The sequence below is a fragment of the Candidatus Tisiphia endosymbiont of Hybos culiciformis genome, from assembly GCF_964030975.1.
Taxonomy (GTDB): Bacteria; Pseudomonadota; Alphaproteobacteria; order Rickettsiales; family Rickettsiaceae; genus Tisiphia.
In genome coordinates, this window is record NZ_CAXIQH010000001.1 from 36,841 (window position 1) to 60,930 (window position 24,090).

Here is a 24,090-nt window from a genome sequence, read left to right on the forward strand (position 1 = left end):
ATGGAGATGTTTTTTTATTTATTTGCCGGGCTAATGGTTATAAGTAGTTGTTTGGTGATCATTAGTAAAAACCCTGTTTATTCTGTATTATGGCTGATCTTTACTTTCTGTAACGCTTCAGGGCTAATGATTTTGCTAGGAGCAGAATTTTTAGCAATGATGTTGGTGGTGATATATGTTGGAGCAGTAGCAGTATTGTTTTTGTTTGTTATAATGATGTTGAATATTCGTTTTACGGATATTATTGTACAATTCAAAAAAAACTTATTTATTAGTATTGCTGTAGCACTCATTATGTTTGCTGATCTTGTCCTGATAATTTGCTTAGGAGCTAAAGATATAGTTTTAGATAATAGACAATTTGAGGTAGGATCAGATATTAGACTTCCTGAAAAAGTTACTTATGGTGAGGGATTTGAAGGAGACTCGGAACGGAAAACCGCAGCGTACTTAAGTGTACGTGAGGATTTGAGTACCGAATCGACGTACAAATCACCAGCAGAAGTAGACTTTTTCAGGAAGTCTACTAATACTCATGCTATTGGACAAGTCTTATATACTGACTATATTTTACCTTTCCAAATTTCGGGTATTATTCTATTTATGGCAATGATATCTTGTATTACTCTAACTATTAGGCATCGTAGTGGAGTTAAGAGGCAGGATATTGCCAAGCAACATGCTAAAAACAAAGATAATAGCATATTAATGGTCAAACCACGTTTAAATGCAGGAGTAGGAGAAATACAATATGATTAGTACTATCACTTTGGAGCATTATTTAATTTTGTCAGCACTGATTTTTAGTATAGGGATGGTTGGTTTGTTTATGCATCGTAAGAATGTCATAACAATCCTGATGTCAATTGAATTGATGCTGCTTGCTGTAAACATAAATTTTGTAGCATTCTCTACTTATGCACATGAGATATCTGGTCAAATTTTTAGTATAATAATCTTAACAATAGCAGCTGCTGAAACCGCAATAGGTCTTGCTATATTATTAGTTTATTTTAGAAATAAGGGTTCGATAGAACTGGATGAGATGAATCAGATGAAGGGTTAATTGACGATGGCAACTCCGAAAATTAATTATCACGAAGTCGAGCGTCTAGACAACGTCATTGCGAGGAGCTACTTCAGTAGCGACAAAGCAATCCAGGAAAGTGATTAGAAATGGATTGCTTCGTCGTGCTTACACACTCCTCGCAATGACGGAGTAATAGTTAATCGGGTTAACTTAATTTTAGGAACTGATATGGTAAGTGCAGCAGCAATATTCACGGTAATATTACCATTGATTTCTGGTATGATCAATGGTTTGTTTTGTCAGTGTTTTAGCAAGAAGCAAGCAGCTTTTATTGCCACTATTGCAATAAGTTTATCGGCAATATTAGCTAGCTTTATATTTTATAATGTGGCAATAAACAAAGTCATTATTCATCTAATTTTAGCAAAATGGCTAGTAATTGGTGAGATGAATATAAATTGGGCAATTTATGTCGATCAGCTGACCGCCATTATGTTTATAGTAGTTACTTGGATTTCAGCTGTGGTACATATTTATTCTCTTGGCTATATGGCAGATGATGAAGGATTACCTAAATTTCTATCATTTCTATCATTATTTACCTTCTTTATGCTAGCTTTGGTGTCAGCAGATAATTTTGTCCAATTATTTTTTGGTTGGGAAGGGGTTGGTCTATGTTCGTACTTATTAATTGGTTTTTGGTATCAAAAAGAAACGGCAAATAAAGCAGCAATTAAAGCCTTTATCGTTAATAGGGTGGGGGATTTTGCTTTTATAGTGGGGATCATTACTATTATTGTTTATTTTGGGGTAGTTGATTTTGCTAGCGTATTTGATAAAGCACAATTATTGTCTAATATGCAATTAAGTATATTGGGTTTTACCGTATCAATAATTGACATAGTATGTTTGTTATTGTTCTTAGGATGTATGGGCAAATCTGCACAAATTGGCTTGCATATATGGCTACCAGATGCCATGGAAGGACCAACGCCAGTATCAGCACTTATTCATGCTGCAACCATGGTAACAGCTGGGGTTTTTTTAGTAGCTAGGTGTTCTTATTTATTTGAGTATAGTGTAGGGGTATTGAGCTTTATTGCCATTATTGGTGGGATTACCTGTATATTTGCCGCAACTATTGCCATAGTTCAGAATGATATAAAAAAAATTATTGCCTATTCTACTTGCAGCCAGCTTGGTTATATGTTTCTTGCTTGCGGTGTGTCAGCTTATAATGCTGGTATTTTTCATTTAGTTACTCATGCATTTTTTAAAGCTTTATTATTTTTATCAGCTGGGAGTGTGATTCATGCTTGTCATGAGCAAGATATTTTTAAGATAGGTGGTTTGAAAGATAAAATGCCAGTTACTTACTGTAATTTCTTAATTGGCTCACTGGCACTGATAGGTATTTATCCTTTAGCGGGATTTTATTCAAAAGATGCGATTTTAGAGCTAGCATATAGTAGCGGTGGTGTAATAGGTACTATAGTGTTTATTCTCGGAATTGTTGCGGCAATTTTGACTGCCATTTATTCTATGAAAATTATCTTATTAGTATTTCATGGAAAAACTAGATTAACTATGGATCAATTTAATCACGTTGACGAATCACCCAATATCATGAATCTGCCACTTAATCTCCTAGCGGTAGGCAGTTTGGTTGCAGGGATGATAGGTCATTATATTCTTGCTCTTGACAAACCAAATGGTTATTTCCTTGATAGTATATTCAATATTCATATTTATCAAAGACTAGCAAATCATCCGCCTCTTTACATAAAATTGTTGCCAATGGTTGTGGGATTAATAGGTATTGTTTTAGGTATTTATTTTTATAAAAACATTCTTCATAAAGTAAAAATAACATTTATCAAGAAATTGTTGATAAATAAATATTATTTTGATGAAATTTATGACTTGCTGGTAGTAAGATTAGTCGCTAGCTTAAGTAAGCTATTGAATTTGATAGACCAAAGAGTTATTGATAGATTCGGTTCAAATAATTTTGCTAAAACAGTAAATTACTTTGGGGCTTTAGTAAGTAGATCACAGACCGGCTACATATTTAATTACACCTTGTATATCGTCTTATTTGTAGTTGCCTATATTACTTTTTTTATAGTTTTACAGCAAATTCATTAAAATGTAGTGTTGATAACAAGGTGTATGACAGTATTTGGTAACAAGGTAATTGTTCGTAAATAGAGTATAAGGATTGTATTAAAATGCTCTATAACTGAATATTTTTACAAGCTAATAGTCGCTATTTGCTATTTTAAGATATCCATTATTGGCATAATCAATAATTTTTTGATCATAAGTCATTAAATGTGAGTTGATAAATCTAGTAGAGGCTATAATTAATCTATCAGCTGGATCTCTATGTTCATAGTTTGGTAGTTCACAGCTTTGGATTAGAATTGGAACCGATAAAGCAATTAGATTTAGACCAGGAGTAGACAATAACTTATCAACCCATTCTGTTATGCTAATAGAGAAAGCCATTTTATTTTTGCTCGCTAGCAGAGATATTTCCCAAATAGATATAGCAGAAATATATAAAACTCCTTTCTCTCTAGCTTTTTCTATTAAATTAATTTGCTTTTCGGCTAGCTTAATCCCTTCTGCATACCATATTAATACGTGAGTATCTAAAGTCAAGTTCTCTAAGTAACTTTCATGATAATTATTTATAGGTTTAGTCATTATTAACTTCCCAATCTAATTCGGAGGAGTAATTTACAATATCACCTTTTATTTTTATTGTTCCTTTCATACAGCCAAAATAACTTTTTGTATCTTTAACATTATTGTTTTCTAAGGGTACTACTCTAGCTACAGGTACTTTTCTTTTGGTTATAGTGAAAGAACTATGTTTATTTTTAACTTCATCAACTAATTTTAAAAAATCTTTTTTAAATTCACTAGCTGATATTTGATTAATATTATTTTTCATATTACTACTGGTCATATGTTATATATACATGACTATATAATATACCAACTAATTATACAAACAAAATTATCGACAAGTCATTAAAATGTAGTTTGTTTTGAAAACTAATTATAGTGAAACCTATTGAATTAGGTGATACAAACTTTGTGTCATACCTGCGAAAGCAGGTATCTAGATTCCCGCCTTCGCGGGAATGACAACTTACAATCGTTATGTTCTTTATCACCTAATCCTATGAGCATAACTATATGCTACAGTGTGTATATTAGGCCATACCCTACATTTTTTATTCTATCGTGAAAGTATAATTCGGTATGCATGTCAATTTAAGGAAAAAAGATGATCCCCAAGCGTCATTGCGAGGAGCAACTTTAGTAGTGACGAAGCAATCCATAAAAGTAACCAAAAATGGATTGCTTCCTCGCAATGACAGCAGTTTACTATGACTTAAATGCTAATTTGGTTAGCTAAATCATTAGCCAAGTATAAAAAAGATAACTTTAATTATACAGGATAATGATAGCACAAATATTAGCCCCACTAAGTATAAAATTACAAACCAAAGCCATTGTTTGCATTTCTGAGAAATAAAAATTTTTCTCAACTTACTAATACATCGGGTGATGAGTTGATTTTCCACGGAATATATAATAACAATAAATTGTATAACCTAATATTACTGGTAACAGCAATCCAGCTCCTACCAACATTAGAGATTGTGATTCAGCTATTGCTGCAGATTGCCATAAAGATATTTGATATGGTACTGTAAAAGGCCAAATACTTAGGATTAGTCCTAAATAGCCTAAAGCAAAAAGTAAAACTGAGTAACAAAAAGGCTGGAATTCTTTATTTTTATAAAGAGTGGTAAATAACATAAATAATGTAAAAATAGTTAAAATAGGAATGAATGAGAGATATGCAAAATTAGGCATAGTAAACCAAAATATACGAATCCTTTCATTTAAAAATGGTACCCATAAACTTACTAATCCCATAAATAACATAACATAAATTAATACATATGCTGCAGATTTACGAGCCCATATTTGCGTATCTTGGTCAGTTTTCATGATAAGCCAAGTGCAACCAAGCAGAGCATAACCAAATACCAATGCAATACCCGTCATCAGAGAAAAAGGGGTCAGCCAATCAAAAGCATCACCAGCAAATACCCTACCATCAATCTTAACGCCTTGGACAAAAGCTCCTAGCATAATTCCCTGAAATAAGGTAGCGATGACAGAACCAAAATGGAAAGAATAATCCCATATATAACGATCCTTTAGAGTGGCTTTAAATCTAAATTCAAAAGCTACCCCGCGGAAAATTAAGCCCAAAAGCATTGCGATAATTGGTATATAGAAGGCTGACATCAAAATTGAATAAGCCAGTGGGAATGCAGCAAATAACCCCCCACCGCCTAAAACTAACCAGGTTTCATTACCGTCCCAAAATGGTGCTACAGAGTTCATCATTTTATTGCGGCAATCTTGAGTAGGAGCAAATGGAAATAATATACCAACTCCTAGATCAAAACCATCTAGTAATACATAAAGAAAGATTGCAATGACAATTAGTCCACCCCAAACTAAAGGTAAATCTATATAGGGAGCAAAATTAAGCATGGTTGATGTTCTCCTGTATTACATGAATTTGCCTGTCATTCCCGCACTACCTTGTCATTCCCGCGTAGGCGGGAATCTAGATACCTGCTTTCGCAGGGATGACATAAAAATGGATTGCTTCGTCGGCTCACGCCTCCTCGCAATGACGTTTTCCACAACTTTTAAACTCCCATGATAACCTCTAAACCCCTTCCTCTTCTAACTTTCGACAGTTGTGCTTATGGTTTCCTCGCAATGACGGAAGTATTTTTTACCCAAAGCGTCATTGCGAGGAGCCACTTTAGTGGCGACGAAGCAATCTACAAAAGTGCCTAGAAATGGATTGCCACGACCACTGCGTGGTCTCGCAATGACGCCAGTTTACTACGGCTAAATGCTAGCCCTGGTTAGCTATAGGTCCTTTCTTTATTAAATCTATAATATAATAAGTGGCACTGCCAAATATAAACACATAAACTATCACAAAGGCAATTAATGAGGCAAAGATGTGTTGTCCTAGCACTGGTGAAGATGCTTCAGATGTTCTGATTATATTATATACTATATAAGGTTGCCTACCAATTTCTGTAACAAACCACCCGGATAACACGGCTATAAAGCCAGTTGGCGTCATCAACATACACCAATATTGGAACCATTTGGTATCAAATAATCTTTTACGTAAATATAAGACTACGGCAATTGCCCCAGTAATTATCATTAATATACCGATTCCTACCATTACTCGGAAACATAAAAATACTATTAATACAGGGGGGCGGTTTTCTTTTGACCATTCTTTTAAGCCTTTTACTTCTCCATCTAAGCTATGGGTCAGTATTAAACTAGCAACTTTTGGTATTTCTATAGTATATTTTGTTGTCTCTTCTTGTGCTGAAGGCCAGCCAAAGAGTCTAAGGGCAGCTCCTTCTTCTGTATCCCAGATACCTTCCATAGCAGCAACTTTTGCAGGCTGATATTCTAAAGTATTTAACCCATGTTGGTCACCGATAAAAAGCTGTATTGGAGCAACAAATACTGCCATCAACATTGCCATACCAAACATGGTTTTAGCATGGGCAACAAATTTGTTACGTACAAGATACCAAGCAGCGACACCACCGATTACAAAAGCTGTAGTTAAGTATGCTGCAACCATCATATGGCAAAAACGATATGGAAAGGAAGGATTAAAAATAATGTCTAACCAACTTACCGGATATAAAATATTATCGGCTCGTACTTCATAACCAGTAGGAGTTTGCATCCAGCTATTAGCTGACAGAATCCAAAAAGCAGAGATAATCGTACCAATTGCCACGATTAAAGTAGCAGTGAAATGCATCTTTTTACTAACTCTATTCCAGCCAAACAGCATAATTCCCAGAAAAGATGATTCCAAGAAGAAGGCAGTAAGCACTTCAAAAGCTAAAAGTGGTCCAAGGACATTACCTATCTTATCTGAGAAACCTGACCAATTAGTACCAAATTGATAAGACAGAACAACACCGGATACTACACCCATACCAAAGGTAATAGCAAAAATCTTAACCCAGAATTTATATATTTCTTGGTAAATATTATTGCCAGTTTTCAGCCATAGCCCTTCTACCACAGCAAGCCAGCTAGCAAGACCAATGGTAAAAGACGGGAAAATTATATGAAAGCTTATAGTAAAAGCAAATTGTATACGAGATAGTAGATTAGGATCGAATTCCATACTATAAATAGTTACCACATTATAAATAGCTGATTTTGTTGCTATTTTTGTTTCTAAGTTCTAACATATACTATTTGTACAGTATAATCAAACAGTATACTCAAATAATTTGAAAAATGAGGACAAAAAATAATAGGTAACTCGTTAAAGTTCTAGATAATTTCTTTGCTATTAGTGACGAAGCAATTATTTTGTGTCATACCTGCGAAAACAGCTATCTAGATTCCCGCCTACGCGGGAATGACAACTTAATATCAAGAACTTATTCGGGTAGCTATAATAGGTGAGCAAGTTCCAACTTCTCAAATAACAACTAATATCAACATTCTAAATTTGATCAGTTAACGATTTTGTTATTATACAAATATAAATTATTGTAAGAAAACTTGAATATTTTTTAACTGACGTTTATACTGCTCCCATCATGCATTTATACTGTTCCTATCATTTCGTAAAAATTAAGTAACTATGATAAATCCGCGTTTTTATAAGAAATCTGCCTCTTATAAATTATCAGAAATTATAAAGTTAATAGATGCTGAGGCAGTATGTTCCAGTGACTTGTTAATCCATGATGTTAAGTCGTTAGAGGAGGCTGGTGTTGGTGATATAAGTTTTTTAAGTAATAGCAAATATATTGTTCAATTCCAAAACACTAAAGCTTCATGCTGCATAGTTCCAGAGAATTTTTCGCAAGAATCTAATAATGGAACGATATTATTAAAAGTAAGAAATCCGTATTTCTTTTATGCAAAATTAGTGGATTTGTTTTATAGTAGAGCAAAAACTTATCCTAACAAAATTATGCAATCTGCCTATATTTCAGATTCTGCCACTATAGGAAGTAATTGTTATATAGGACATAATGTTGTTATTGAAGATCATGTTATAATAGGTGATAATTGCGTTATAGAATCTGGAACTGTTATAGACTATGGAGTAGTAATAGGTAATAGAGCATTAATATACTCAAATGTTTCAATAAGTTACAGTATAATAGGTGATGATGTGGTAATATTAGCTGGAGCAAGAATTGGACAAGATGGGTTTGGTTTTGCAACAGATAAAGGGGTTCATAAGAAAATTTTCCACACTGGTATGGTGAAAATAGGTAATAATGTTGAAATAGGTAGTAATACTACTATTGACAGAGGGTCAATGAATGATACGGTGATAGGAGATTTATGTAGAATAGATAACTTAGTGCAGATAGGACATAATGCTATAATAGGAAGGGGGTCAATTATTGTCGCCCAAGTCGGTATATCAGGTAGCGCTACAATAGGAGCATATTGTGCTCTTGGAGGGCAGTCGGGACTATCCGGACATATAGTGCTGGGTGATAAAGTGCAAGTAGCAGCAAAAGCCGGCGTTATAAAGGATGTTGAATCAGGAGTAACAGTTGGTGGATTTCCTGCACTGCCGATTAGAGATTGGCATAAACAATCAGTAATTATGAAACAGCTTATAAAAAAACAGAATGTAGATGAAAATTAATATTGTAGAAATAATGGAAATGTTACCTCATCGCTATCCATTTTTATTAATAGATAAGGTGCTGGAGTTTAAGCTTAATGAGTCAATTCTGGGTATAAAAAATGTTACTTTTAATGAACCCCATTTTACTGGTCATTTTCCTACAAAACCAGTAATGCCAGGCGTTTTAATTATTGAAGCTATGGCGCAGCTTTCTGCTATTTTAGTAGCAAAATCAATGGATTTCAAAAAAGATAAAGATGTGTTCTTTATGTCTATTGAAGAGGCAAAATTTCGTAAAATTGTTGAACCAGGCGATACATTACATATTTATGCTAAAGTAGAACAAAATAGAGCCTCTGTTTGGAAATTTTCAAGTAATGCTAAAGTTGATGATCAGATAGTTGCAGAGAGCAAATTTACTGCTATGTTTAAAAATAGGAATTAATGATGGTATCACCAGCTATACACGCAACTGCTATAGTAGATCCAAGGGCTTCTATTGGTAAGAATGTCAGAATAGGACCTTTTTGTACTATTGGAGCGGAGGTGATTTTAGCAGATAATGTTGAGCTAAAGTCACACGTAGTTATAGAGGGAAAAACAAAAATTGGTGCTAATACAGTTATGTATCCATTTGCTTCTATTGGTCAGCCCCCTCAAATAGTTAAGTATGAGGGAGAAAAGTCAGAGGTCATCATAGGTAGTAATAATACTATTAGAGAATATGTAACTATTCAAGCTGGTAGTAAAGGTGGTGGTATGGTTACCTCTATAGGTAATAATGGTTTATTTATGGTTGGAGTACATATAGCACATGATTGCATCGTAGGAAATAATGTAATTTTTGCAAATTATGCTAGCCTGGGTGGACACGTTACAGTTGGTGATTATGCTGTTATAGGAGGACTTTCCGCTGTTCTGCAGTTCGTACGTATAGGACAGCATGCAATGATAGGCGGTGGGTCTGCAGTGGTGAGAGATTTGATTCCATTTGGTTTAGCCACAAGTGAAAGGGCATTTCTTGAAGGTATAAACTTAGTTGGAATGAAAAGACGTGGCTTTGATAATCAGGAAACGCTTGATACTATAAAAGCGGTAGATGATCTTTTTGTTAGTGAAGGTATTTTTACTAATAGAATTGAGAAAGTTTCAAAGCAATATAAAGGTAATCATATTGTAGAGCAAATTATCGCTTTTATAAAGCAGGATAGTACCAGAGTGTTTTGTCAACCAAGGCAAGTAGATCATGATAAGGCAAATAGCTAAAATGTTGCAAATATACTCTTCTGCTTTCAAGAAGTGGATTCACAAAATTTGGTGGTATTTGCGTACTCACATACAAAGAATACGCTATATTCGCTTTTCCCTTGTTTTTCCTTCCCATCCTTCAAATCATTTGACTATAAAAAATGCACGTGACCTAAATATACGTGAGACAGGTTTGCCCTCAGCTTTACATTCTAATTTTTCTAATCCTTTCAATATAGTTGGAATTATAGCGGGAAATGGCTCATTGCCAATCTCACTGGCTGAGAGTTTCATTAAGCAAGGAGGACAGTGTTATATCGCGGCTTTAGAAGGAGAAGCATATCCGGTATTATATAAGGATTTTACCCACCAATTTTTTAAAATCGGTATGGTTAGACCAATAATTGAGTATTTTCGTAAGTATGCTGTAAAAAATATAATTCTTGCTGGTGGTGTAAAGCGTCCTAATTTTAAAGCAGTTAAAGTAGATTTAATGGGTTCAAGGTTACTTGCTCGCATATTGAGACAAAAATTTTTAGGAGATGATAAACTTCTTAGTATAGTAACAGATTTTCTAGAAGAGAAGGGATTCCAAGTGGTGTCTAGTTATGAAATATTGAGTGCAAAAAAGGGTGTTATGACTATAATGGTTCCATCAGAAATAGATAATACAGATATCGAATTAGGCATGAAGCTATTAGATAGTATAGGGCAGATTGATGTAGGACAATCAGTAATTGTTGATAATGGATATATTATAGGTATTGAAGCAGCGGAGGGTACAGATAATTTAATAAAAAGATGTTCACATTTACGTAATAGTTCTACAAGTGGGGTACTTGTTAAAATGATGAAAAAAGGACAAGATACTAGAATTGATATACCTACAATAGGGCCAGATACAATAAATAATTTAGCTAATTATGGTTATAAAGGGGTAGCAATACAGAAAGAAAAAGTGATCGTTATTGAGCTAGAAAGAACTATCGAGCTAGCTAATAAATATGGGCTTTTTATTATAGAAAAATAAAATATTTATTAGAATGATCTGTGTAGGAATTACTGGTAGTTATGCTTCAGGAAAAACTTTTGTCTTAAATTATTTAGCTGATTTAGGATTTATGACTTTTTCCGCTGACGAATATATTAAGGATATCTACAAAGAGCTGGCAATACAAAATATAATTCTTAACTTACTGCCTGATCTAAAAATTTTTGATAAAAGAAGAATTGCAGAGCTAATCTACGCTAATGATTCATCGAGAAGCGAATTGCAAAATTTTATTCATCCATTTGTAGTGGAAGGTTTGTCTCTTTTTAAAAGGCAAAATAGTGATTCAGAAATTACATTTGCTGAGATTCCATTACTTTTTGAAGCTGAATTTGATAAATATTTTGATTTTTATGTTACAACATTTTGCTCAGAGAAATCTAGATTAAAACGTGCAATGTCTAGGGAAGGATTTAGTTTAACAACTTATAATAAGATCGCACAAATTCAATTGTCACAACAGATTAAAATAGCAAAAGCAGATTTTGTTATTAATACTGATGTTAATATAGTAGATTTAGATAAACAAATAACTCAACTAATACAAAAATTAAAATGCAGCAATTAAGAGAAGTAATTTTAGATACTGAGACAACTGGCTTAGATCCCAAAAGTGGTCATAGGATTGTTGAGATTGGTGCTATTGAGATGGTTAATAAAGTTCTAACCGGTAAGCAATTCCATTTTTATATTAATCCACAACGAGATATGCCTACAGAAGCTTATCGAATACATGGTATATCGGGGGAGTTCTTAAAAGATAAACCGCTCTTTGCAGAAATTGCTGAAGAATTCTTAGCGTTTATTAGTAGCAGCCAACTTGTTATACATAATGCAACATTCGATATTAAGTTTATTAATTACGAGTTATCTCTGCTCAAAAGACCTTATACAGAGTTCTTAGAACTTTCCAATACTATTGATACTCTTGCTTTGGCTCGGAAGATGTTTCCCGGAATGAAAGCTAATCTTGATGCCTTATGCAAAAGATATAAAATTGATAATACTTCGCGTAAGTTGCATGGAGCACTTAAAGATGCGGCATTACTGGCAGAGGTTTATGTTGAGCTTACTGGAGGTAGGCAGATAAGCTTTAATATTAATAGTAAAAAGGTGCAAAAAACAGGTGAGTTATCGGTTAGAACTACTATGGCAAACAAAAATGATATTGTAGTTATCAAACCAACTAAGGAAGAGTTGCAAAAACATAAAGAATTTTTGTCAAAAATTATTTCTCCTATGTGGTTGTAGAATCTCTTAGTGCTTGAAAGTTTTGTGCTATACTATTAATTTTAAGAGTTATAGCTAACCCGAATAAGTTCTTGAGACCCCAAGTGTTATTACGAGGAGACAAAGTCGACGAAGCAATCTTGTTTTGTGTTAACCTTGCGGAAGCAGGTATCTAGATTCACGCCGTTGCTAAGAATGACATCAATTGCTTCGTCGCTACTAAAGTAGCTAATAGCGGATAGGCTGTCTAGAACATTAACAGGTTAGCTATATTTTACTAAAAACTATAAAGAACATTTTGTTAATGCTTTTAAAATAGGTTACACTGAAAGTGTAAGCCTTTTATGTTAAACGTGAGAAAATTATGATATATTGCAACCAATCTAACCAAAAATCTTATCCTTTTGTATTACCGGAATTGCCTTATGGTAAAGGTGATTTTGTCCCACATTTTTCTCCTGAAACTTTTGATTACCATCATGGGAAACACCATCAAGCATATGTAACTAACTTGAATAATTTGTTACAAAATAATCCGGAACTACAAAAGAAGAGTTTGGAGGAGTTAATAATTTATGCAAGTATCAAACCAGATGCAGTTGCCATATTTAATAATGCCGCACAGATATGGAATCATACTTTCTTTTGGCATTCTATTAAGCCTGCAGGTGGAAGAAAGCCTACTGGTAGGATGTTGGAGCAGATAAATAAAGATTTTGGTAGTTATGAGAATTTTGCTGCTGAATTTAAGCAAGCGGCAATAAGCCAATTTGCTAGCGGTTGGGCATGGCTAGTCTCTAACAATGGTAAATTACAGATAGTAAAGACTAGTAATGCTGAAACTCCTATTACTGAATCTATGAAACCTTTACTTGCTTGTGATGTCTGGGAACATGCCTACTATATAGATTATCGTAATAAACGTCCGGACTATGTTTCAGTTTATATAGAACATCTGATTAATTGGCAATTTGCTGAAAGTAATCTTTGAAACTGTCATTAACTAGTCCCCCCGTCAAAAGTCTAAAGATACAACATCTGCTATGTTTAAACAAAAAGGATCATTCCTGCGTAGGCAGGAATCTATAATATCTCAGGGCTTTTTGTCCACTATTTTAGATATAGTTATGCCCATAGGATTAGATGATAAAGAACATAACGATTGTAAGTTGTCATATATGGACGAGTGAATTTGTCAATAAAGAAAATAAAAAATAGAGCCACAAAGGAAGCGGTCATATATTCGGCATCGAGTGCCATAATGGTTTCTGTGTCACCTAATTCTATAGGTTTCACTATATCTTACTTTCTTGTCTATGATCTTCAATATCGCAAAAATGTTCTGCAAAGTTCTTGACGAATTCTCTCTCTCTTAACATCACTATCTCCAAATAATAATTATTTTATTAAGAGATTCTTACGATATTACTCCACTATTTGCAAAAACTTTATTATTAACATTTCTTTACCTTTTGTTCATGAGACCGCCGTGACTCATTAATGCTTTGACATACAGTGACATATTATTAAAAGTTCTATAATCATTACATCCTACTCTTAAACCACTCTGACCTTCTTCTATCATTCCTTCCAGTTCTTGCCATATCTTGATGTTATCCATTCCTTATCTCATCTCCTCCTTCAACTATGCCATACATTCTATAGTGAAACCTATTGAATTAGGTGATACAAACTTTGTGTTAACCTTGCGAAAGCAGGTATCTAGATTCCCGCCTACACGGGAATGACAACTTACAATCGTTATGTTCTTTATCACCTAATCCTATGAGCATAACTATAATACATTTTATATTATTTATAAACTACGACTGTAGTACTAGCCTAGCGAGTAGATTTACAGAAAATAAATTTCCTACATCACACGCATAGTTATCCTAAATTGATCAACCACTAATTTCAGGGCAGTTTAAAAGTCGCAACTAATGATATAAAATACTAGATTATAGAAACGAATAACCGTCATCGCGAGCCACGAAGTGGCGTGGCGATCCAAATAAACAGCTTGCTGTTTTATTTTTGCCGTTGCAATTTTTTGGATTGCCGTGTCGTAGCGAAGCGGCTCCTCGCAATGACGTTTATGCATTTCTCAAAACAGATTCTTATATCATTAGTTGCGACTTTTAAACTGCCCTGCACTAATTTAGGTTACAAATATGTATAGTTATGCTCATAGGATTAGGTGATAAAGAACATAACGATTGTAAGTTGTCATTCCCGCGTAGGCGGGAATCTAGATACCTGCTTTCGCAAGGTTAACACAAAGTTTGTATCACCTAATTCAATAGGTTTCACTATAGAAAAAATTCAAAATAAAGAATATGATAGAGAATTAAATTAGTTGCTTCATATTAAACAAAATTCTTAAAATTAGCATAGTATTTTGTAATAGAAATGTTGAGATGTTTTATGTTAAGTGAAGTTATGTATAATTGTTATTGTGAGAAAGTAATAGGGAATAAAAACATTGGATGGCAGCCATTTCTAACTCTGTTAAGGTTAGCAAACTAGACACTAGGACACACCATATATCTCAATATCCACAGAATTCTCTCAATTTTACGCAAAAGTTTTTATGCTCCCTTATTCCTGCTCACTTTACCAACTCCTCAAGGTAATAATCAACTTATTAGTCTTTTTATAATTTCATCTTTGCTAAGTAGAGGTAATATGACCGACATTTCCGGTCCAGATGTCATTCCCGTTATAGCAAGTCTTAAAGGCAGGAATATTTCCTTGCCTTTTTTACCAGTTACTTCCATAATCCTTTTAGTCCATATGCTCCAACTATCGATGGTTATCGGCTCATCTATTAGCAAAGTAGCTGCTTGTTTTAAAAATTCTTTATCTAATCCTTCAACTTTAGATGGAGAATAACAAATATTCCACCAATCTTTTATTTCATATAATTTTTCTAAATTACCTCTAACTGCTAGCCAGAATTGTTCATTTACTTGTTCAGCCTTAATCTCTTTTAAGCGATCCTTTACTTCATCAAAGCTAAGGTTGATTAGCAATTTATGATTTAAACGCTCTAATTCTTCCTGCAAATAAGTTGTTGGACTTTTAGAAAAATTATTAATGTTAAACTCTTTTATTAGCTCATCTAAATTCTTAAACGGTATAATAGCCGATGACGAACCAAGCAAACTAAAGAAACTATTAATTGCCATCGGCTCTAATCCAATTTCATCCCTTAGAGAAGCGATCTCAAACCCCCCTATTCTTTTAGATATTTTTTCATCCCGACTAATCACTAGACTCAGATGAGCAAAATTTGGCACCTCTACCCCTAGAGTTTCAAACATTTGCACCTGAATTGCAGTATTAGTTACATGATCCTCGCCTCGAATAATATGGGTAATTGCATAATCAATATCATCAATAACCGAACAAAGCATATAAGTCATGCTGTTATCTTCTCTAATAACTATCGGATCACCAATATTTTTACCTTCATATTTAACTTCACCTTTAATCATATCTTGCCAAATAATTGGAGTATGCGATACCAAGAATCGATAATGCGGTTTTCTTCCTTGGCTAATATAATCATTTATTTGTTGTTTAGTAAGATTCAAAGCTGCACGATCATAGATCGGAGGGAGTCCTCTTGATAATTGTAATTTACGCTTTAATTCAAGCTCTTCTTGAGTCTCAAAACAAGGATATAATTTATTTTTTTGTAATAATAATGCTTTTACCGCTTCATACTTATCAAGTCTATTAGACTGACAAAAAGTTTGATCCCAGTTAAGTCCTAAAAATTTAAAATCCTCTTCAATGGCATTTTTATATTGTTGCTTGCTACGTTCAAGATCGGTATCATCAAACCTTAAAATGAATATGCCATTATGCTTTCTAGCATATAACCAATTTATCAGAGCTGTCCTACTATTACCTATATGCAACATACCAGTTGGTGATGGTGCAAATCTTGTGATAACCTTTCTCATAATTTTTTAACCGCTTATTTGGCTTTTTTCTTGCTTGTTGTTTTTTTTGCAGCAACAGTCCTTGTCCTAACATTCTTTTTAGGAACTTTTGTTACCACTCCTTTTGGCTTGTCAGCATCTTTCTCTGGTTTATTCTTCAACCTATTATTACTAGCCTCAATTATTTCCACAGCCATTTCTGTTGTAATGGTAAAAGGATCGTATCTTTTAGGTATTGAAATAAACCTATCAAGATATTTAAGATACGGACCATATCTACCTATGCCCAGTATAATCTCTTGATCAGAGTCAGGGTGCAAGCATAATTTAACCGGTAACTCAAGAAGCCTTAGAGCCAAACTAAGAGTCACGTCACTTTGTGCTACCGATGGTGGCAATGACGCACGTTTTGGTTTTTCACCCTTGGCAACTTGTTTGCTAGTCTGTACATAAAAACCATATGGACCTTTTTTTAACAAAACATCATGACCCTCTTTATCTATTCCTAATAATTTGTTCTCTTCAACCATGTCAACAATATCACTATTTTTCGAAGTAATTTGTTTTTTGAAAGTACATTCAGGATAGTTACTACAAGCTAAAAATGCCCCAAATTTACCAAGTTTTAGACCTAATTGACCTGTAGAACAGGATGAACAATTTCTTGAATTAGTATTTTCTGATTTTTCTCCAAATAGGTGATAATCTAATGCTTGTTCAACATAAAGAATTATATCAGATATTTTCTTATCACTAACTATTTCTACGTTATTATTAAACCCATCCCAGAATTTTTTTAGTAAAAATTTCCACTCTATTTTACCTTCTGCCACTTCATCCAAATCATTTTCAAGATCAGCTGTAAAATCATATTCAACATATTTCTTGAAAAAACCTGTCAGAAATGTTGTCACTAAACGTCCTAATTCCTCTGGAAAGAAACGTTTTTTCTCAACAACCACATAATTCCTATCTTGCAACACTGATATAATCGACGCATAAGTAGACGGGCGACCAATTCCAAGCTCCTCAAGCTTCTTCACCAGACTAGCTTCCGAATATCTTGGCGGTGGATCAGTGAAATGCTGAGCTGGATCCACTGAAATCGTAGTTAATTTTTCTCCTTCTTTTAGCGAAGGTAGCAGCCTATTTTCTTCTTCCGTTTCATCATCTAGACCTTCACGATAAATTTTGTAAAAACCATCAAAGGCAATAATTGAACCCGTTGCCCTGGCTGTAAATTCTTTATCTTCTGTATCAAGCTGAGCTACCACTAAATCAATAATAACATTTTCCATTTGGCAGGCCACCGTCCTTTTCCAAATCAAGTCATAAAGTCTGTAATAATCTTTATCTAGTTTATCTTTTAATTTGTCTGGTAGTAGAGTAACATTAGTTGGTCTAATAGCTTCATGAGCTTCTTGAGCATTTTTGGCTCTAGATTTATAAACTCGCTGGCTAGCTGGTAGATATTTATCGCCAAAATTCTTATGTATCAACTGACGTATTTGTTCAACAGCCTCACTAGCAAGTGTGGTACCATCCGTTCTCATATAGGTAATCAAACCTACCGTTTCATTACCTATATCCATACCTTCGTAAAGTTTTTGGGCAATTTGCATAGTTTTTTTAGCAGTAAACCCTAATTTTCTAGCTGCTTCTTGCTGTAACGAAGAAGTAATGAAAGGCGGTTGCGGTTGACGTTTCTGCTGCTTTTTTTCTAGAACTGCAACATGAAAATTCTTTGATTTTATTTCCTTGACTAGAGCATTAGCTGCGGATTCATTAATAATTGAGAATTTCTCTAATCTTTTACCATTGACATGAGTTAATCTTGCTAAAAACGGTTCCTCGTTACTATTAAGAACATTAAGACTAATATCCCAATATTCTTGCGATTTAAAACGTTCAATTTCATCTTCTCGTTCACAAATAAGCCTGAGGGCTACAGACTGCACTCTACCGGCTGATCTACATCCCGGCAATTTACGCCATAATATCGGTGATAAAGTAAATCCCACCAAATAATCTAACGCCCTTCTTGCTTGTTGAGCATTAACCAAATCAATATCAATATTTCTTGGGTTTTCCATTGCATGCAAAATAGCTTTCTTGGTAATCTCGTCAAATGCTACTCTTTTAAAGAAATCATTAGATTTAATCGAGTTTTTTTCTTTTATTATTTCTGCAACATGCCAGGCAATTGCTTCTCCCTCTCGATCTCGATCGGTTGCTAGATAAACCATTTCAGCTTTGGCAGCATCTTTAGTTATTGCTTCAACATATTTTTCTGCTTTATCTGATATAACATATTTCATGGCAAAATTTTCATTTGGCAAAACTGAACCATTTTTAGATGGTAAGTCTCTAATATGTCCAAACGAAGCAATAACCTTAAAATCGCTATCCAGATACTTATTTATCGTTTTCGCCTTTGCTGGCGATTCTACTATTACTAATTTCATATTATTTATAAATTAAAGATATCTTGTTACCAGGATATCTAGTTATTTTTCCAGCCAATTCTAGCTCCAATATTATCATATATATAGTTTGCAAAGGTAACTGTGTTTGGTGCAAACAATCAAAATCTATAGGAGTGGAAGATAAAAGCTCCTTAACTCTCATACGCATATCGTTGGTAATAGGATTAGCATATTTTATATCTAACGCTTTAAACTGATTATTTTCAGCTGAATCATTTGCTACCTCTTTAGATTTACTGACAATTTTGGCAAAATGTGGTAAGTTAGCCACTATATCCTGAGTAGATTCTACCATATGAGCTCCTTCCTTGATAAGTTTATTAGTACCCTGGCACCTAGGATCTAGTGGAAATCCTGGTACGGAAAATACTTCTCTATTCTGTTCTAACGCAAACCGTGCTGTGATTAACGATCCAGATTTTAGACTAGCCTCAATTACTACTGTTCCAAGAGATATACCAGAAATTAATCGATTACGCTGCGGGAAATGTTGCCCAAGCGGTTTTGACCCTACTGGTAATTCAGCAATTATCAAACCATCTTGCTGGATTTGCTCAAATAATCTAACATTCTCTGGGGGATAAACATAATCAATTCCTCCAGCTATAACTCCTATTGTTTTAGAAACATTTACTTGATGCACTGCTGTATCAACCCCTCTTGCAAGTCCAGAAACCACTATATAATCGTTATCTGTCAACTCCTTAGCAATTTTAGCAGCAAAGGCACGACCATTCACTGAAGCATTTCTTGCCCCCACAATTGCTAAACATCTTTCATGTGATAATAATCCAATATTGCCCTTATAACTTAGTATTGGTGGGCAATCAAAAATCTCTAACAATAACCTTGAATATTCTGGAGATTTATAGGTAATAATTTTAGCATTATTCTTTTGCAGTAGTTCAAGTTCTTTATTTGCCTCACTCTGAGAAAATACCCTTACTGGCTTAGAACGCCCACCCCGCAAAGAAAACTCTTGTATGTTATCAATTGCAACACTACTACTACCAAATAGCTTTATTAAACTCCAAAAAGTTCTTGAACCAACATTTTCACTCCTAATCAGTCTTAGAATATCAATAGTTTCTTTTGTATAAGATACTTGGTTAGTATCCAAAAATAACCCCTTAAGCATCAAACCTCTTTGGCTGGATTTATATAGCTAACCCGATTAACATTTCTCCAATCACAGGCTAACCCCACAACTATCAAGAGTTAGAAGAGGACGCAGCTTTAGGCAAAATACTTTAAAAATTGTATGTGGTCAACGTCTATTAGCGAAGAACACCTCAGGTCGACGAGTTAACCCATAAAAGTAACTAAAAATAGATTGCTTCGTCGGCTCACACCTCCTCGCAATGACGCAGGATGAAAGTACTTCCGTCATTGCGAGACCACATATAGTGAAACCTATTGAATTAGGTGATACAAACTTTGTGTCATACCTGCGAAAGCAGGTATCTAGATTCCCGCCTACGCGGGAATGACAACTTACAATAGTTATGTTCTTTATCACCTAATCCTATAGGCATAACTATAGTGGTCGTGGCAATCCATAAAAGTAACCAAAAATGGATTGCTTCGTCGGCTCACACCTCCTCGCAATGACGCAGGATGAAAGTACTTCCGTCATTGCGAGACCACATATAGTGAAACCTATTGAATTAGGTGATACAAACTTTGTGTCATACCTGCGAAAGCAGGTATCTAGATTCCCGCCTACGCGGGAATGACAACTTACAATAGTTATGTTCTTTATCACCTAATCCTATAGGCATAACTATAGTGGTCGTGGCAATCCATAAAAGTAACCAAAAATAGATTGCTTCGTCGGATCACGCCTCCTCGCAATGACGCCAGTCATTTTCCTGCAACTTTTAAACTGCCATGATGACCTCTAAACCCGCTCTACCTTCTAACTTTCGACAGTTGTGGCATATATACTCGAATGATTTGAGTTACTATAACTTCTCTGCATTAGAAGCTAAGTAATGTGCCACTCCTTTATGTGAAGGAGTAATACCTTCATCACCTTTATTCCATCCAGCTGGACATACTTCACCATGTTTTGTATTATAGTCTATAGCATCTATCACTCTTATTACTTCATCAATATTTCTACCAATCGGCAAATCATTAACTAGCAAATGCCTCACTATAAATGTTTCATCAATAACAAAAGTACCACGCAGTGATATTCCATCATCATGCAGTACATTATAACTATGCGAGATACTCTTTTTAATATCTGACACCATAGGAATCTGGATATTGCCAACACCACCTTTATTGTAAGGAGTATGTTTCCAAGCCAAATGAGAGAAATGCGAGTCAACGCTTATTGCTACTAATTTTGTATTTCTCTCAGTAAATTCCCCCAACCTATTATTAAAAGCTATAATTTCTGACGGACAAACAAAAGTAAAATCAAGCGGATAAAAAAACAAGACTACTTTATGATCCTTAGCATAATTTCTAAGATTAAATTCAGATTCTATACTATTATCAGGCATAATAGCTTTAGCTGTAAAATCCAGAGCAGCTTTTCCAACGAATACTTGCATTAAATTTCTCCAATTAATATGATTAACTCACCTTACGCATAATCCACACGGCAATTTAAAAATTGCAGAAAAGTACAAGACGCTATTAGCGAGACCACGTGAGTGTAGTGGCAATCCACATTTATTTAGATTGCCACGTCCCACTACAGTGGCTCCTCGCTAATAGCACTGTGCTGTTTTCCCTATGACTTTTAAATGCCATATGTAAGGTGAGTGACTAAACAAAACATTTATCATGATACACAGAATTATAACCTATTACAATACCAAATCTAAAATAATTTCTACTAATAATTTAAAAACTATTATAATATTGATGTCATTCCCGCGTAGGCGGGAATCTATAGTACCTCAAAACTTTTTAGATATAGTTATGCTCATAGGATTAGGTGATAAAGAACATAACTATTGTAAGTTGTCATTCCCGCGTAGGCGGGAATCTAGATACCTGCTTTCGCAGGTATGACACAAAGTTTGTATCATCTAATTCAATAGGTTTCACTATACCTGTTTTCGCAGGGATGACATAATCCCTAGACACTGTTGGACTTTAAATTATCAGACCTTTTACTTGTGATTTCCATAATTTTTTGTACAAGTTACTGTTTTTTAATAATTCTTCATGTGTTCCATCTTCAACTATACTACCCTTATCAAAAACCAGAATTCTATCCATATTTAACAAAGTTGATAATCTATGAGCTATAACTAATACAGTTTTATTTTGCATTAAGTAAGATAGAGAATCTTGTATTAAGCTCTCAGTCTCACTATCTAAACTGCTTGTTGCTTCATCAAGGATTAATATGGGAGCATTCTTTAATATTGCCCGAGCTATTACTATCCTCTGCCTCTGACCACCTGACAAGTTATTACCCCTTTCACCGCATAAGCTCTGGTATCCTTCTGGCATAGTATCAATAACTTGATGTATATGAGCTGCTTTTGCCGCCTCTATTACCTCTTCTAAGCTAGCATCTTTTTTTCCATATCTAATATTATCCATAATTGTCCTATGGAATAGGATTGGTTCTTGCGGTATTATGCTAATATTTTCTCGCAAAGAGTCTTGTGTTACATATCTAATATTTTGTCTATCAATTAGAATTTCTCCTTGGTCTATATCGTGCAACCGTGTGATGAGATTGACAAAAGTTGTTTTTCCTGAACCAGAAAATCCTACTAACCCGACTTTTTGTTGACTCAAAATTGTAATGGATTTATTCTCAAATAAATTATTATTATGATAATATTTAAAACTAACATTCTTAAATATTATTTCACCTTTGGTAACATTCAGAATATGTGCATTGTCAATATCTTTTACAATATGAGGTTTCATCAATGATAGAGTTTGGTTAAAAGAACCAAACTCTTCAAACATATCCCCTATTTCCTGTGTTAAATCCCAAATTTCAGTAGTAACAGTAACACACAGATTAAGTATCAATACGCAATCTCCTATAGTTATTTGCATTTGACTACGGAGTATCGCCAAATAATAAATCATGATAAAAATCATTATAGCACAGATTATTCCTAGTACATTACGTAGCTTCCACATGAAAAACTGCATAATTTGTTCATTAACTATAGCATTATCTATCTTTACTGCTAGATTTTGACGTTCAAATTTATGAGAAGTAAACATGCGTACTGCCCCAATATTGGCTATTAAGTCAACAATATTACCGGCAACTATTGATTTACTGCGTGCATAATTTACTGAATATTTGTTTATTGTACTTGAACAAATAACACTAGTCCCTATAAAAACACAAATAAATATCAGGAATATAGTAGAAAATATTTGATGAACGGAGTACATGGCTACTAGAGAGAAAATAATTATAGCTAGTTTATATATAATTTTTTCACCAAATAAGGATAGAACCATTTCGAAAGATCTAGAAGCTTCAGTAATACGATTGGTAATATGACCAGCAAGGTTTTCTTGAAAGAATTTATGGTTATGATACTGAGTGTAATTATACATCTCATCTAGTATCTGTCCTTTGATATAGGGCATTGTTTTTAGATAAACATAATCATAAACCCGCCACATAACATTTACACCCATCCACCAAAATGCATATATTATTGCCCAAAACATCATAGAGGAAGGTAGCTCTTTAACCTTTTCATCAGAGAAAGACTCTAGCAAATTTATAATTTTTTGCAGCAACACACTATCAATAGCAGGTATCGTTCCCAACATTATGCATAACAAACCCAGAACAATTAGTTTAATTTTCCTTTTCTTTAAAAAATAGAAAAATAACTTTATTGCCGAGTTTGAAAAATTAAAACTTCCTAGCACAGGATACACCTCATTACAAAAGACTAAATAACTTAAATTAACAACAAACAGGTCTTGCCACCTTATTACGAAACTGTTATAAAACAGTACAGAATATCTGAAGTTATCTAGAATGAAAGAAAAAAACATATCTATTTTGAATACCCCAACTAAGAAAGCAACAAATTCATTAGATGGTGATAATCATCCCTTTTGTAATGTTAGATATATTTGTCAATCAGCGACTCTAATTACTGAATCTATCCAAAAAGGCTTTGATGTTGCACAGCTATCCAACGGAGATATTACAGTTACAGAAATTAAAACAGTAAATGTTCACTATAATTGGGATACTGTGAAACAGAAATTTGTTAAAGTAAACCAAAATTAGAATTATATACTAAATAATACTTAGTGTATCATATAATATGATGTATACTAAAGTGACTCGAGTAACT

General features: G+C 34.0%; 31 protein-coding genes. 16 read left to right on the forward strand and 15 right to left on the reverse strand.

What is annotated here, in order from left to right; translation table 11 throughout:
* The 3 genes from ACQH2P_RS00215 (at position 1) to nuoL (ending at position 3,178) form a co-directional block, all read left to right on the forward strand.
* Positions 1-759: an NADH-quinone oxidoreductase subunit J gene (locus tag ACQH2P_RS00215; protein WP_425362531.1), complete on the forward strand. Its 759-nt coding sequence runs from the start codon at positions 1-3 to the stop codon at positions 757-759.
* Positions 752-1,066 (forward strand): NADH-quinone oxidoreductase subunit NuoK, encoded by a 315-nt coding sequence (nuoK, locus tag ACQH2P_RS00220; RefSeq protein WP_425362532.1) that lies wholly within the window; start codon positions 752-754, stop codon positions 1,064-1,066. The genes ACQH2P_RS00215 and nuoK overlap by 8 nt, the downstream gene beginning before the upstream one ends.
* Before the next feature lie 192 nt (positions 1,067-1,258).
* Entirely contained in the window at positions 1,259-3,178 is a 1,920-nt protein-coding gene (gene nuoL / locus ACQH2P_RS00225; RefSeq protein ID WP_425362533.1) for an NADH-quinone oxidoreductase subunit L, read from the forward strand.
* 111 nt (positions 3,179-3,289) lie between these two features.
* Here nuoL and ACQH2P_RS00230 read toward each other — a convergent pair whose 3' ends face one another.
* Genes ACQH2P_RS00230 through ACQH2P_RS00240 form a run of 3 tightly spaced genes read right to left on the reverse strand, consistent with a single transcriptional unit; the run spans position 3,290 to position 4,218 of the window.
* Positions 3,290-3,742, reverse strand: a complete 453-nt coding sequence (locus tag ACQH2P_RS00230) for a type II toxin-antitoxin system VapC family toxin (RefSeq protein WP_425362534.1) — start codon at positions 3,740-3,742, stop codon at positions 3,290-3,292.
* On the reverse strand, positions 3,735-3,992 hold the full coding sequence (locus ACQH2P_RS00235) for a type II toxin-antitoxin system Phd/YefM family antitoxin (RefSeq protein WP_425362535.1): 258 nt from the start codon (positions 3,990-3,992) through the stop codon (positions 3,735-3,737). Before ACQH2P_RS00235 ends, ACQH2P_RS00230 begins: the two co-directional genes overlap by 8 nt.
* A 52-nt stretch (positions 3,993-4,044) precedes the next feature.
* Positions 4,045-4,218: a hypothetical protein gene (locus tag ACQH2P_RS00240; RefSeq protein WP_425362536.1), complete on the reverse strand. Its 174-nt coding sequence runs from the start codon at positions 4,216-4,218 to the stop codon at positions 4,045-4,047.
* A gap of 88 nt (positions 4,219-4,306) precedes the next feature.
* On the opposite strand from ACQH2P_RS00240, the gene ACQH2P_RS00245 reads away from it, so the two are divergent.
* A complete protein-coding gene (locus tag ACQH2P_RS00245) occupies positions 4,307-4,438 on the forward strand; it encodes a hypothetical protein (RefSeq protein ID WP_425362537.1) in 132 nt (43 codons plus the stop codon).
* A gap of 162 nt (positions 4,439-4,600) precedes the next feature.
* Here ACQH2P_RS00245 and cydB read toward each other — a convergent pair whose 3' ends face one another.
* The gene (gene cydB / locus ACQH2P_RS00250; protein ID WP_425362538.1) at positions 4,601-5,620 is read right to left on the reverse strand and encodes a cytochrome d ubiquinol oxidase subunit II; all 1,020 of its coding nucleotides are present in this window, start codon (positions 5,618-5,620) and stop codon (positions 4,601-4,603) included.
* A gap of 28 nt (positions 5,621-5,648) precedes the next feature.
* On the opposite strand from cydB, the gene ACQH2P_RS00255 reads away from it, so the two are divergent.
* Positions 5,649-5,795 (forward strand): hypothetical protein, encoded by a 147-nt coding sequence (locus ACQH2P_RS00255; protein ID WP_425362539.1) that lies wholly within the window; start codon positions 5,649-5,651, stop codon positions 5,793-5,795.
* 201 nt (positions 5,796-5,996) lie between these two features.
* On the opposite strand, the gene ACQH2P_RS00260 is transcribed toward ACQH2P_RS00255, so the two are convergent.
* The gene (locus tag ACQH2P_RS00260) at positions 5,997-7,319 is read right to left on the reverse strand and encodes a cytochrome ubiquinol oxidase subunit I (RefSeq protein WP_425362540.1); all 1,323 of its coding nucleotides are present in this window, start codon (positions 7,317-7,319) and stop codon (positions 5,997-5,999) included.
* A 468-nt stretch (positions 7,320-7,787) separates the two neighbouring features.
* Between ACQH2P_RS00260 and lpxD the strand changes: the two genes are divergently transcribed.
* The 8 genes from lpxD (at position 7,788) to ACQH2P_RS00300 (ending at position 13,517) form a co-directional block, all read left to right on the forward strand.
* The gene (lpxD, locus tag ACQH2P_RS00265; RefSeq protein ID WP_425362541.1) at positions 7,788-8,816 is read left to right on the forward strand and encodes a UDP-3-O-(3-hydroxymyristoyl)glucosamine N-acyltransferase; all 1,029 of its coding nucleotides are present in this window, start codon (positions 7,788-7,790) and stop codon (positions 8,814-8,816) included.
* Entirely contained in the window at positions 8,806-9,243 is a 438-nt protein-coding gene (fabZ, locus tag ACQH2P_RS00270) for a 3-hydroxyacyl-ACP dehydratase FabZ (protein ID WP_425362542.1), read from the forward strand. The genes lpxD and fabZ overlap by 11 nt, the downstream gene beginning before the upstream one ends.
* A 2-nt stretch (positions 9,244-9,245) precedes the next feature.
* Positions 9,246-10,064: an acyl-ACP--UDP-N-acetylglucosamine O-acyltransferase gene (lpxA, locus tag ACQH2P_RS00275; RefSeq protein WP_425364067.1), complete on the forward strand. Its 819-nt coding sequence runs from the start codon at positions 9,246-9,248 to the stop codon at positions 10,062-10,064.
* A 217-nt stretch (positions 10,065-10,281) separates the two neighbouring features.
* Complete coding sequence (locus ACQH2P_RS00280) at positions 10,282-11,076, forward strand: LpxI family protein (protein ID WP_425364068.1); 795 nt, start codon at positions 10,282-10,284, stop codon at positions 11,074-11,076.
* Between the two features lie 13 nt (positions 11,077-11,089).
* A complete protein-coding gene (gene coaE / locus ACQH2P_RS00285; RefSeq protein WP_425362543.1) occupies positions 11,090-11,665 on the forward strand; it encodes a dephospho-CoA kinase in 576 nt (191 codons plus the stop codon).
* Positions 11,653-12,348 (forward strand): DNA polymerase III subunit epsilon, encoded by a 696-nt coding sequence (gene dnaQ, locus ACQH2P_RS00290; RefSeq protein ID WP_425362544.1) that lies wholly within the window; start codon positions 11,653-11,655, stop codon positions 12,346-12,348. Before coaE ends, dnaQ begins: the two co-directional genes overlap by 13 nt.
* 343 nt (positions 12,349-12,691) lie before the next feature.
* Positions 12,692-13,318: a superoxide dismutase gene (locus ACQH2P_RS00295; RefSeq protein ID WP_425362545.1), complete on the forward strand. Its 627-nt coding sequence runs from the start codon at positions 12,692-12,694 to the stop codon at positions 13,316-13,318.
* Positions 13,319-13,370: 52 nt separating this feature from the next.
* Complete coding sequence (locus tag ACQH2P_RS00300) at positions 13,371-13,517, forward strand: hypothetical protein (RefSeq protein WP_425362546.1); 147 nt, start codon at positions 13,371-13,373, stop codon at positions 13,515-13,517.
* A 275-nt stretch (positions 13,518-13,792) separates the two neighbouring features.
* Here ACQH2P_RS00300 and ACQH2P_RS00305 read toward each other — a convergent pair whose 3' ends face one another.
* The 3 genes from ACQH2P_RS00305 to ACQH2P_RS00315 all read right to left on the reverse strand — a co-directional run bounded on the left by ACQH2P_RS00305 (position 13,793) and on the right by ACQH2P_RS00315 (position 14,431).
* Positions 13,793-13,948, reverse strand: a complete 156-nt coding sequence (locus ACQH2P_RS00305; protein WP_425362547.1) for a hypothetical protein — start codon at positions 13,946-13,948, stop codon at positions 13,793-13,795.
* Positions 13,949-13,972: 24 nt separating this feature from the next.
* On the reverse strand, positions 13,973-14,104 hold the full coding sequence (locus tag ACQH2P_RS00310; RefSeq protein WP_425362548.1) for a hypothetical protein: 132 nt from the start codon (positions 14,102-14,104) through the stop codon (positions 13,973-13,975).
* 150 nt (positions 14,105-14,254) lie between these two features.
* Positions 14,255-14,431, reverse strand: a complete 177-nt coding sequence (locus ACQH2P_RS00315; protein WP_425362513.1) for a hypothetical protein — start codon at positions 14,429-14,431, stop codon at positions 14,255-14,257.
* Positions 14,432-14,527: 96 nt separating this feature from the next.
* Between ACQH2P_RS00315 and ACQH2P_RS00320 the strand changes: the two genes are divergently transcribed.
* Complete coding sequence (locus tag ACQH2P_RS00320) at positions 14,528-14,686, forward strand: hypothetical protein (RefSeq protein WP_425362549.1); 159 nt, start codon at positions 14,528-14,530, stop codon at positions 14,684-14,686.
* 280 nt (positions 14,687-14,966) lie between these two features.
* Here ACQH2P_RS00320 and gltX read toward each other — a convergent pair whose 3' ends face one another.
* The 6 genes from gltX to ACQH2P_RS00350 all read right to left on the reverse strand — a co-directional run bounded on the left by gltX (position 14,967) and on the right by ACQH2P_RS00350 (position 21,333).
* A complete protein-coding gene (gene gltX / locus ACQH2P_RS00325) occupies positions 14,967-16,301 on the reverse strand; it encodes a glutamate--tRNA ligase (RefSeq protein WP_425362550.1) in 1,335 nt (444 codons plus the stop codon).
* Between the two features lie 14 nt (positions 16,302-16,315).
* Positions 16,316-18,745 carry a type I DNA topoisomerase gene (gene topA, locus ACQH2P_RS00330; protein ID WP_425362551.1) on the reverse strand — a complete coding sequence of 810 codons (2,430 nt, stop codon included), beginning with the start codon at positions 18,743-18,745 and terminating at the stop codon, positions 16,316-16,318.
* Between the two features lies 1 nt (position 18,746).
* On the reverse strand, positions 18,747-19,886 hold the full coding sequence (dprA, locus tag ACQH2P_RS00335) for a DNA-processing protein DprA (RefSeq protein ID WP_425362552.1): 1,140 nt from the start codon (positions 19,884-19,886) through the stop codon (positions 18,747-18,749).
* Positions 19,887-20,033: 147 nt separating this feature from the next.
* Entirely contained in the window at positions 20,034-20,285 is a 252-nt protein-coding gene (locus tag ACQH2P_RS00340; RefSeq protein WP_425362553.1) for a hypothetical protein, read from the reverse strand.
* 18 nt (positions 20,286-20,303) lie between these two features.
* The gene (locus tag ACQH2P_RS00345) at positions 20,304-20,531 is read right to left on the reverse strand and encodes a hypothetical protein (RefSeq protein WP_425362554.1); all 228 of its coding nucleotides are present in this window, start codon (positions 20,529-20,531) and stop codon (positions 20,304-20,306) included.
* A gap of 199 nt (positions 20,532-20,730) precedes the next feature.
* Positions 20,731-21,333: a peroxiredoxin gene (locus tag ACQH2P_RS00350; RefSeq protein WP_425362555.1), complete on the reverse strand. Its 603-nt coding sequence runs from the start codon at positions 21,331-21,333 to the stop codon at positions 20,731-20,733.
* Between the two features lie 235 nt (positions 21,334-21,568).
* Here ACQH2P_RS00350 and ACQH2P_RS00355 point away from each other — a divergent pair, with 235 nt between their 5' ends.
* Complete coding sequence (locus ACQH2P_RS00355; RefSeq protein WP_425362556.1) at positions 21,569-21,799, forward strand: hypothetical protein; 231 nt, start codon at positions 21,569-21,571, stop codon at positions 21,797-21,799.
* Positions 21,800-21,883: 84 nt separating this feature from the next.
* On the opposite strand, the gene ACQH2P_RS00360 is transcribed toward ACQH2P_RS00355, so the two are convergent.
* Entirely contained in the window at positions 21,884-23,653 is a 1,770-nt protein-coding gene (locus tag ACQH2P_RS00360) for an ABC transporter ATP-binding protein (RefSeq protein WP_425362557.1), read from the reverse strand.
* 112 nt (positions 23,654-23,765) lie between these two features.
* Here ACQH2P_RS00360 and ACQH2P_RS00365 point away from each other — a divergent pair, with 112 nt between their 5' ends.
* Positions 23,766-24,023 carry a DUF2671 domain-containing protein gene (locus tag ACQH2P_RS00365; protein WP_425362558.1) on the forward strand — a complete coding sequence of 86 codons (258 nt, stop codon included), beginning with the start codon at positions 23,766-23,768 and terminating at the stop codon, positions 24,021-24,023.
* Positions 24,024-24,090 lie beyond the last annotated feature (67 nt).

Bases quoted from the DNA above. Each gene is read 5' to 3' on its own strand.
- ACQH2P_RS00215 (WP_425362531.1), top strand. From the start codon at position 1: ATGGAGATGTTTTTTTATTTATTTGCCGGGCTAATGGTTATAAGTAGT.
- nuoK (WP_425362532.1), top strand. From the start codon at position 752: ATGATTAGTACTATCACTTTGGAGCATTATTTAATTTTGTCAGCACTG.
- nuoL (WP_425362533.1), top strand. From the start codon at position 1,259: ATGGTAAGTGCAGCAGCAATATTCACGGTAATATTACCATTGATTTCT.
- ACQH2P_RS00230 (WP_425362534.1), bottom strand. From the start codon at position 3,742: ATGACTAAACCTATAAATAATTATCATGAAAGTTACTTAGAGAACTTG.
- ACQH2P_RS00235 (WP_425362535.1), bottom strand. From the start codon at position 3,992: ATGAAAAATAATATTAATCAAATATCAGCTAGTGAATTTAAAAAAGAT.
- ACQH2P_RS00245 (WP_425362537.1), top strand. From the start codon at position 4,307: ATGCATGTCAATTTAAGGAAAAAAGATGATCCCCAAGCGTCATTGCGA.
- cydB (WP_425362538.1), bottom strand. From the start codon at position 5,620: ATGCTTAATTTTGCTCCCTATATAGATTTACCTTTAGTTTGGGGTGGA.
- ACQH2P_RS00260 (WP_425362540.1), bottom strand. From the start codon at position 7,319: ATGGAATTCGATCCTAATCTACTATCTCGTATACAATTTGCTTTTACT.
- lpxD (WP_425362541.1), top strand. From the start codon at position 7,788: ATGATAAATCCGCGTTTTTATAAGAAATCTGCCTCTTATAAATTATCA.
- fabZ (WP_425362542.1), top strand. From the start codon at position 8,806: ATGAAAATTAATATTGTAGAAATAATGGAAATGTTACCTCATCGCTAT.
- lpxA (WP_425364067.1), top strand. From the start codon at position 9,246: ATGGTATCACCAGCTATACACGCAACTGCTATAGTAGATCCAAGGGCT.
- coaE (WP_425362543.1), top strand. From the start codon at position 11,090: ATGATCTGTGTAGGAATTACTGGTAGTTATGCTTCAGGAAAAACTTTT.
- dnaQ (WP_425362544.1), top strand. From the start codon at position 11,653: ATGCAGCAATTAAGAGAAGTAATTTTAGATACTGAGACAACTGGCTTA.
- ACQH2P_RS00295 (WP_425362545.1), top strand. From the start codon at position 12,692: ATGATATATTGCAACCAATCTAACCAAAAATCTTATCCTTTTGTATTA.
- ACQH2P_RS00300 (WP_425362546.1), top strand. From the start codon at position 13,371: ATGTTTAAACAAAAAGGATCATTCCTGCGTAGGCAGGAATCTATAATA.
- ACQH2P_RS00305 (WP_425362547.1), bottom strand. From the start codon at position 13,948: ATGGATAACATCAAGATATGGCAAGAACTGGAAGGAATGATAGAAGAA.
- ACQH2P_RS00315 (WP_425362513.1), bottom strand. From the start codon at position 14,431: ATGCATAAACGTCATTGCGAGGAGCCGCTTCGCTACGACACGGCAATC.
- gltX (WP_425362550.1), bottom strand. From the start codon at position 16,301: ATGAGAAAGGTTATCACAAGATTTGCACCATCACCAACTGGTATGTTG.
- topA (WP_425362551.1), bottom strand. From the start codon at position 18,745: ATGAAATTAGTAATAGTAGAATCGCCAGCAAAGGCGAAAACGATAAAT.
- ACQH2P_RS00350 (WP_425362555.1), bottom strand. From the start codon at position 21,333: ATGCAAGTATTCGTTGGAAAAGCTGCTCTGGATTTTACAGCTAAAGCT.
- ACQH2P_RS00355 (WP_425362556.1), top strand. From the start codon at position 21,569: ATGATACACAGAATTATAACCTATTACAATACCAAATCTAAAATAATT.
- ACQH2P_RS00365 (WP_425362558.1), top strand. From the start codon at position 23,766: ATGAAAGAAAAAAACATATCTATTTTGAATACCCCAACTAAGAAAGCA.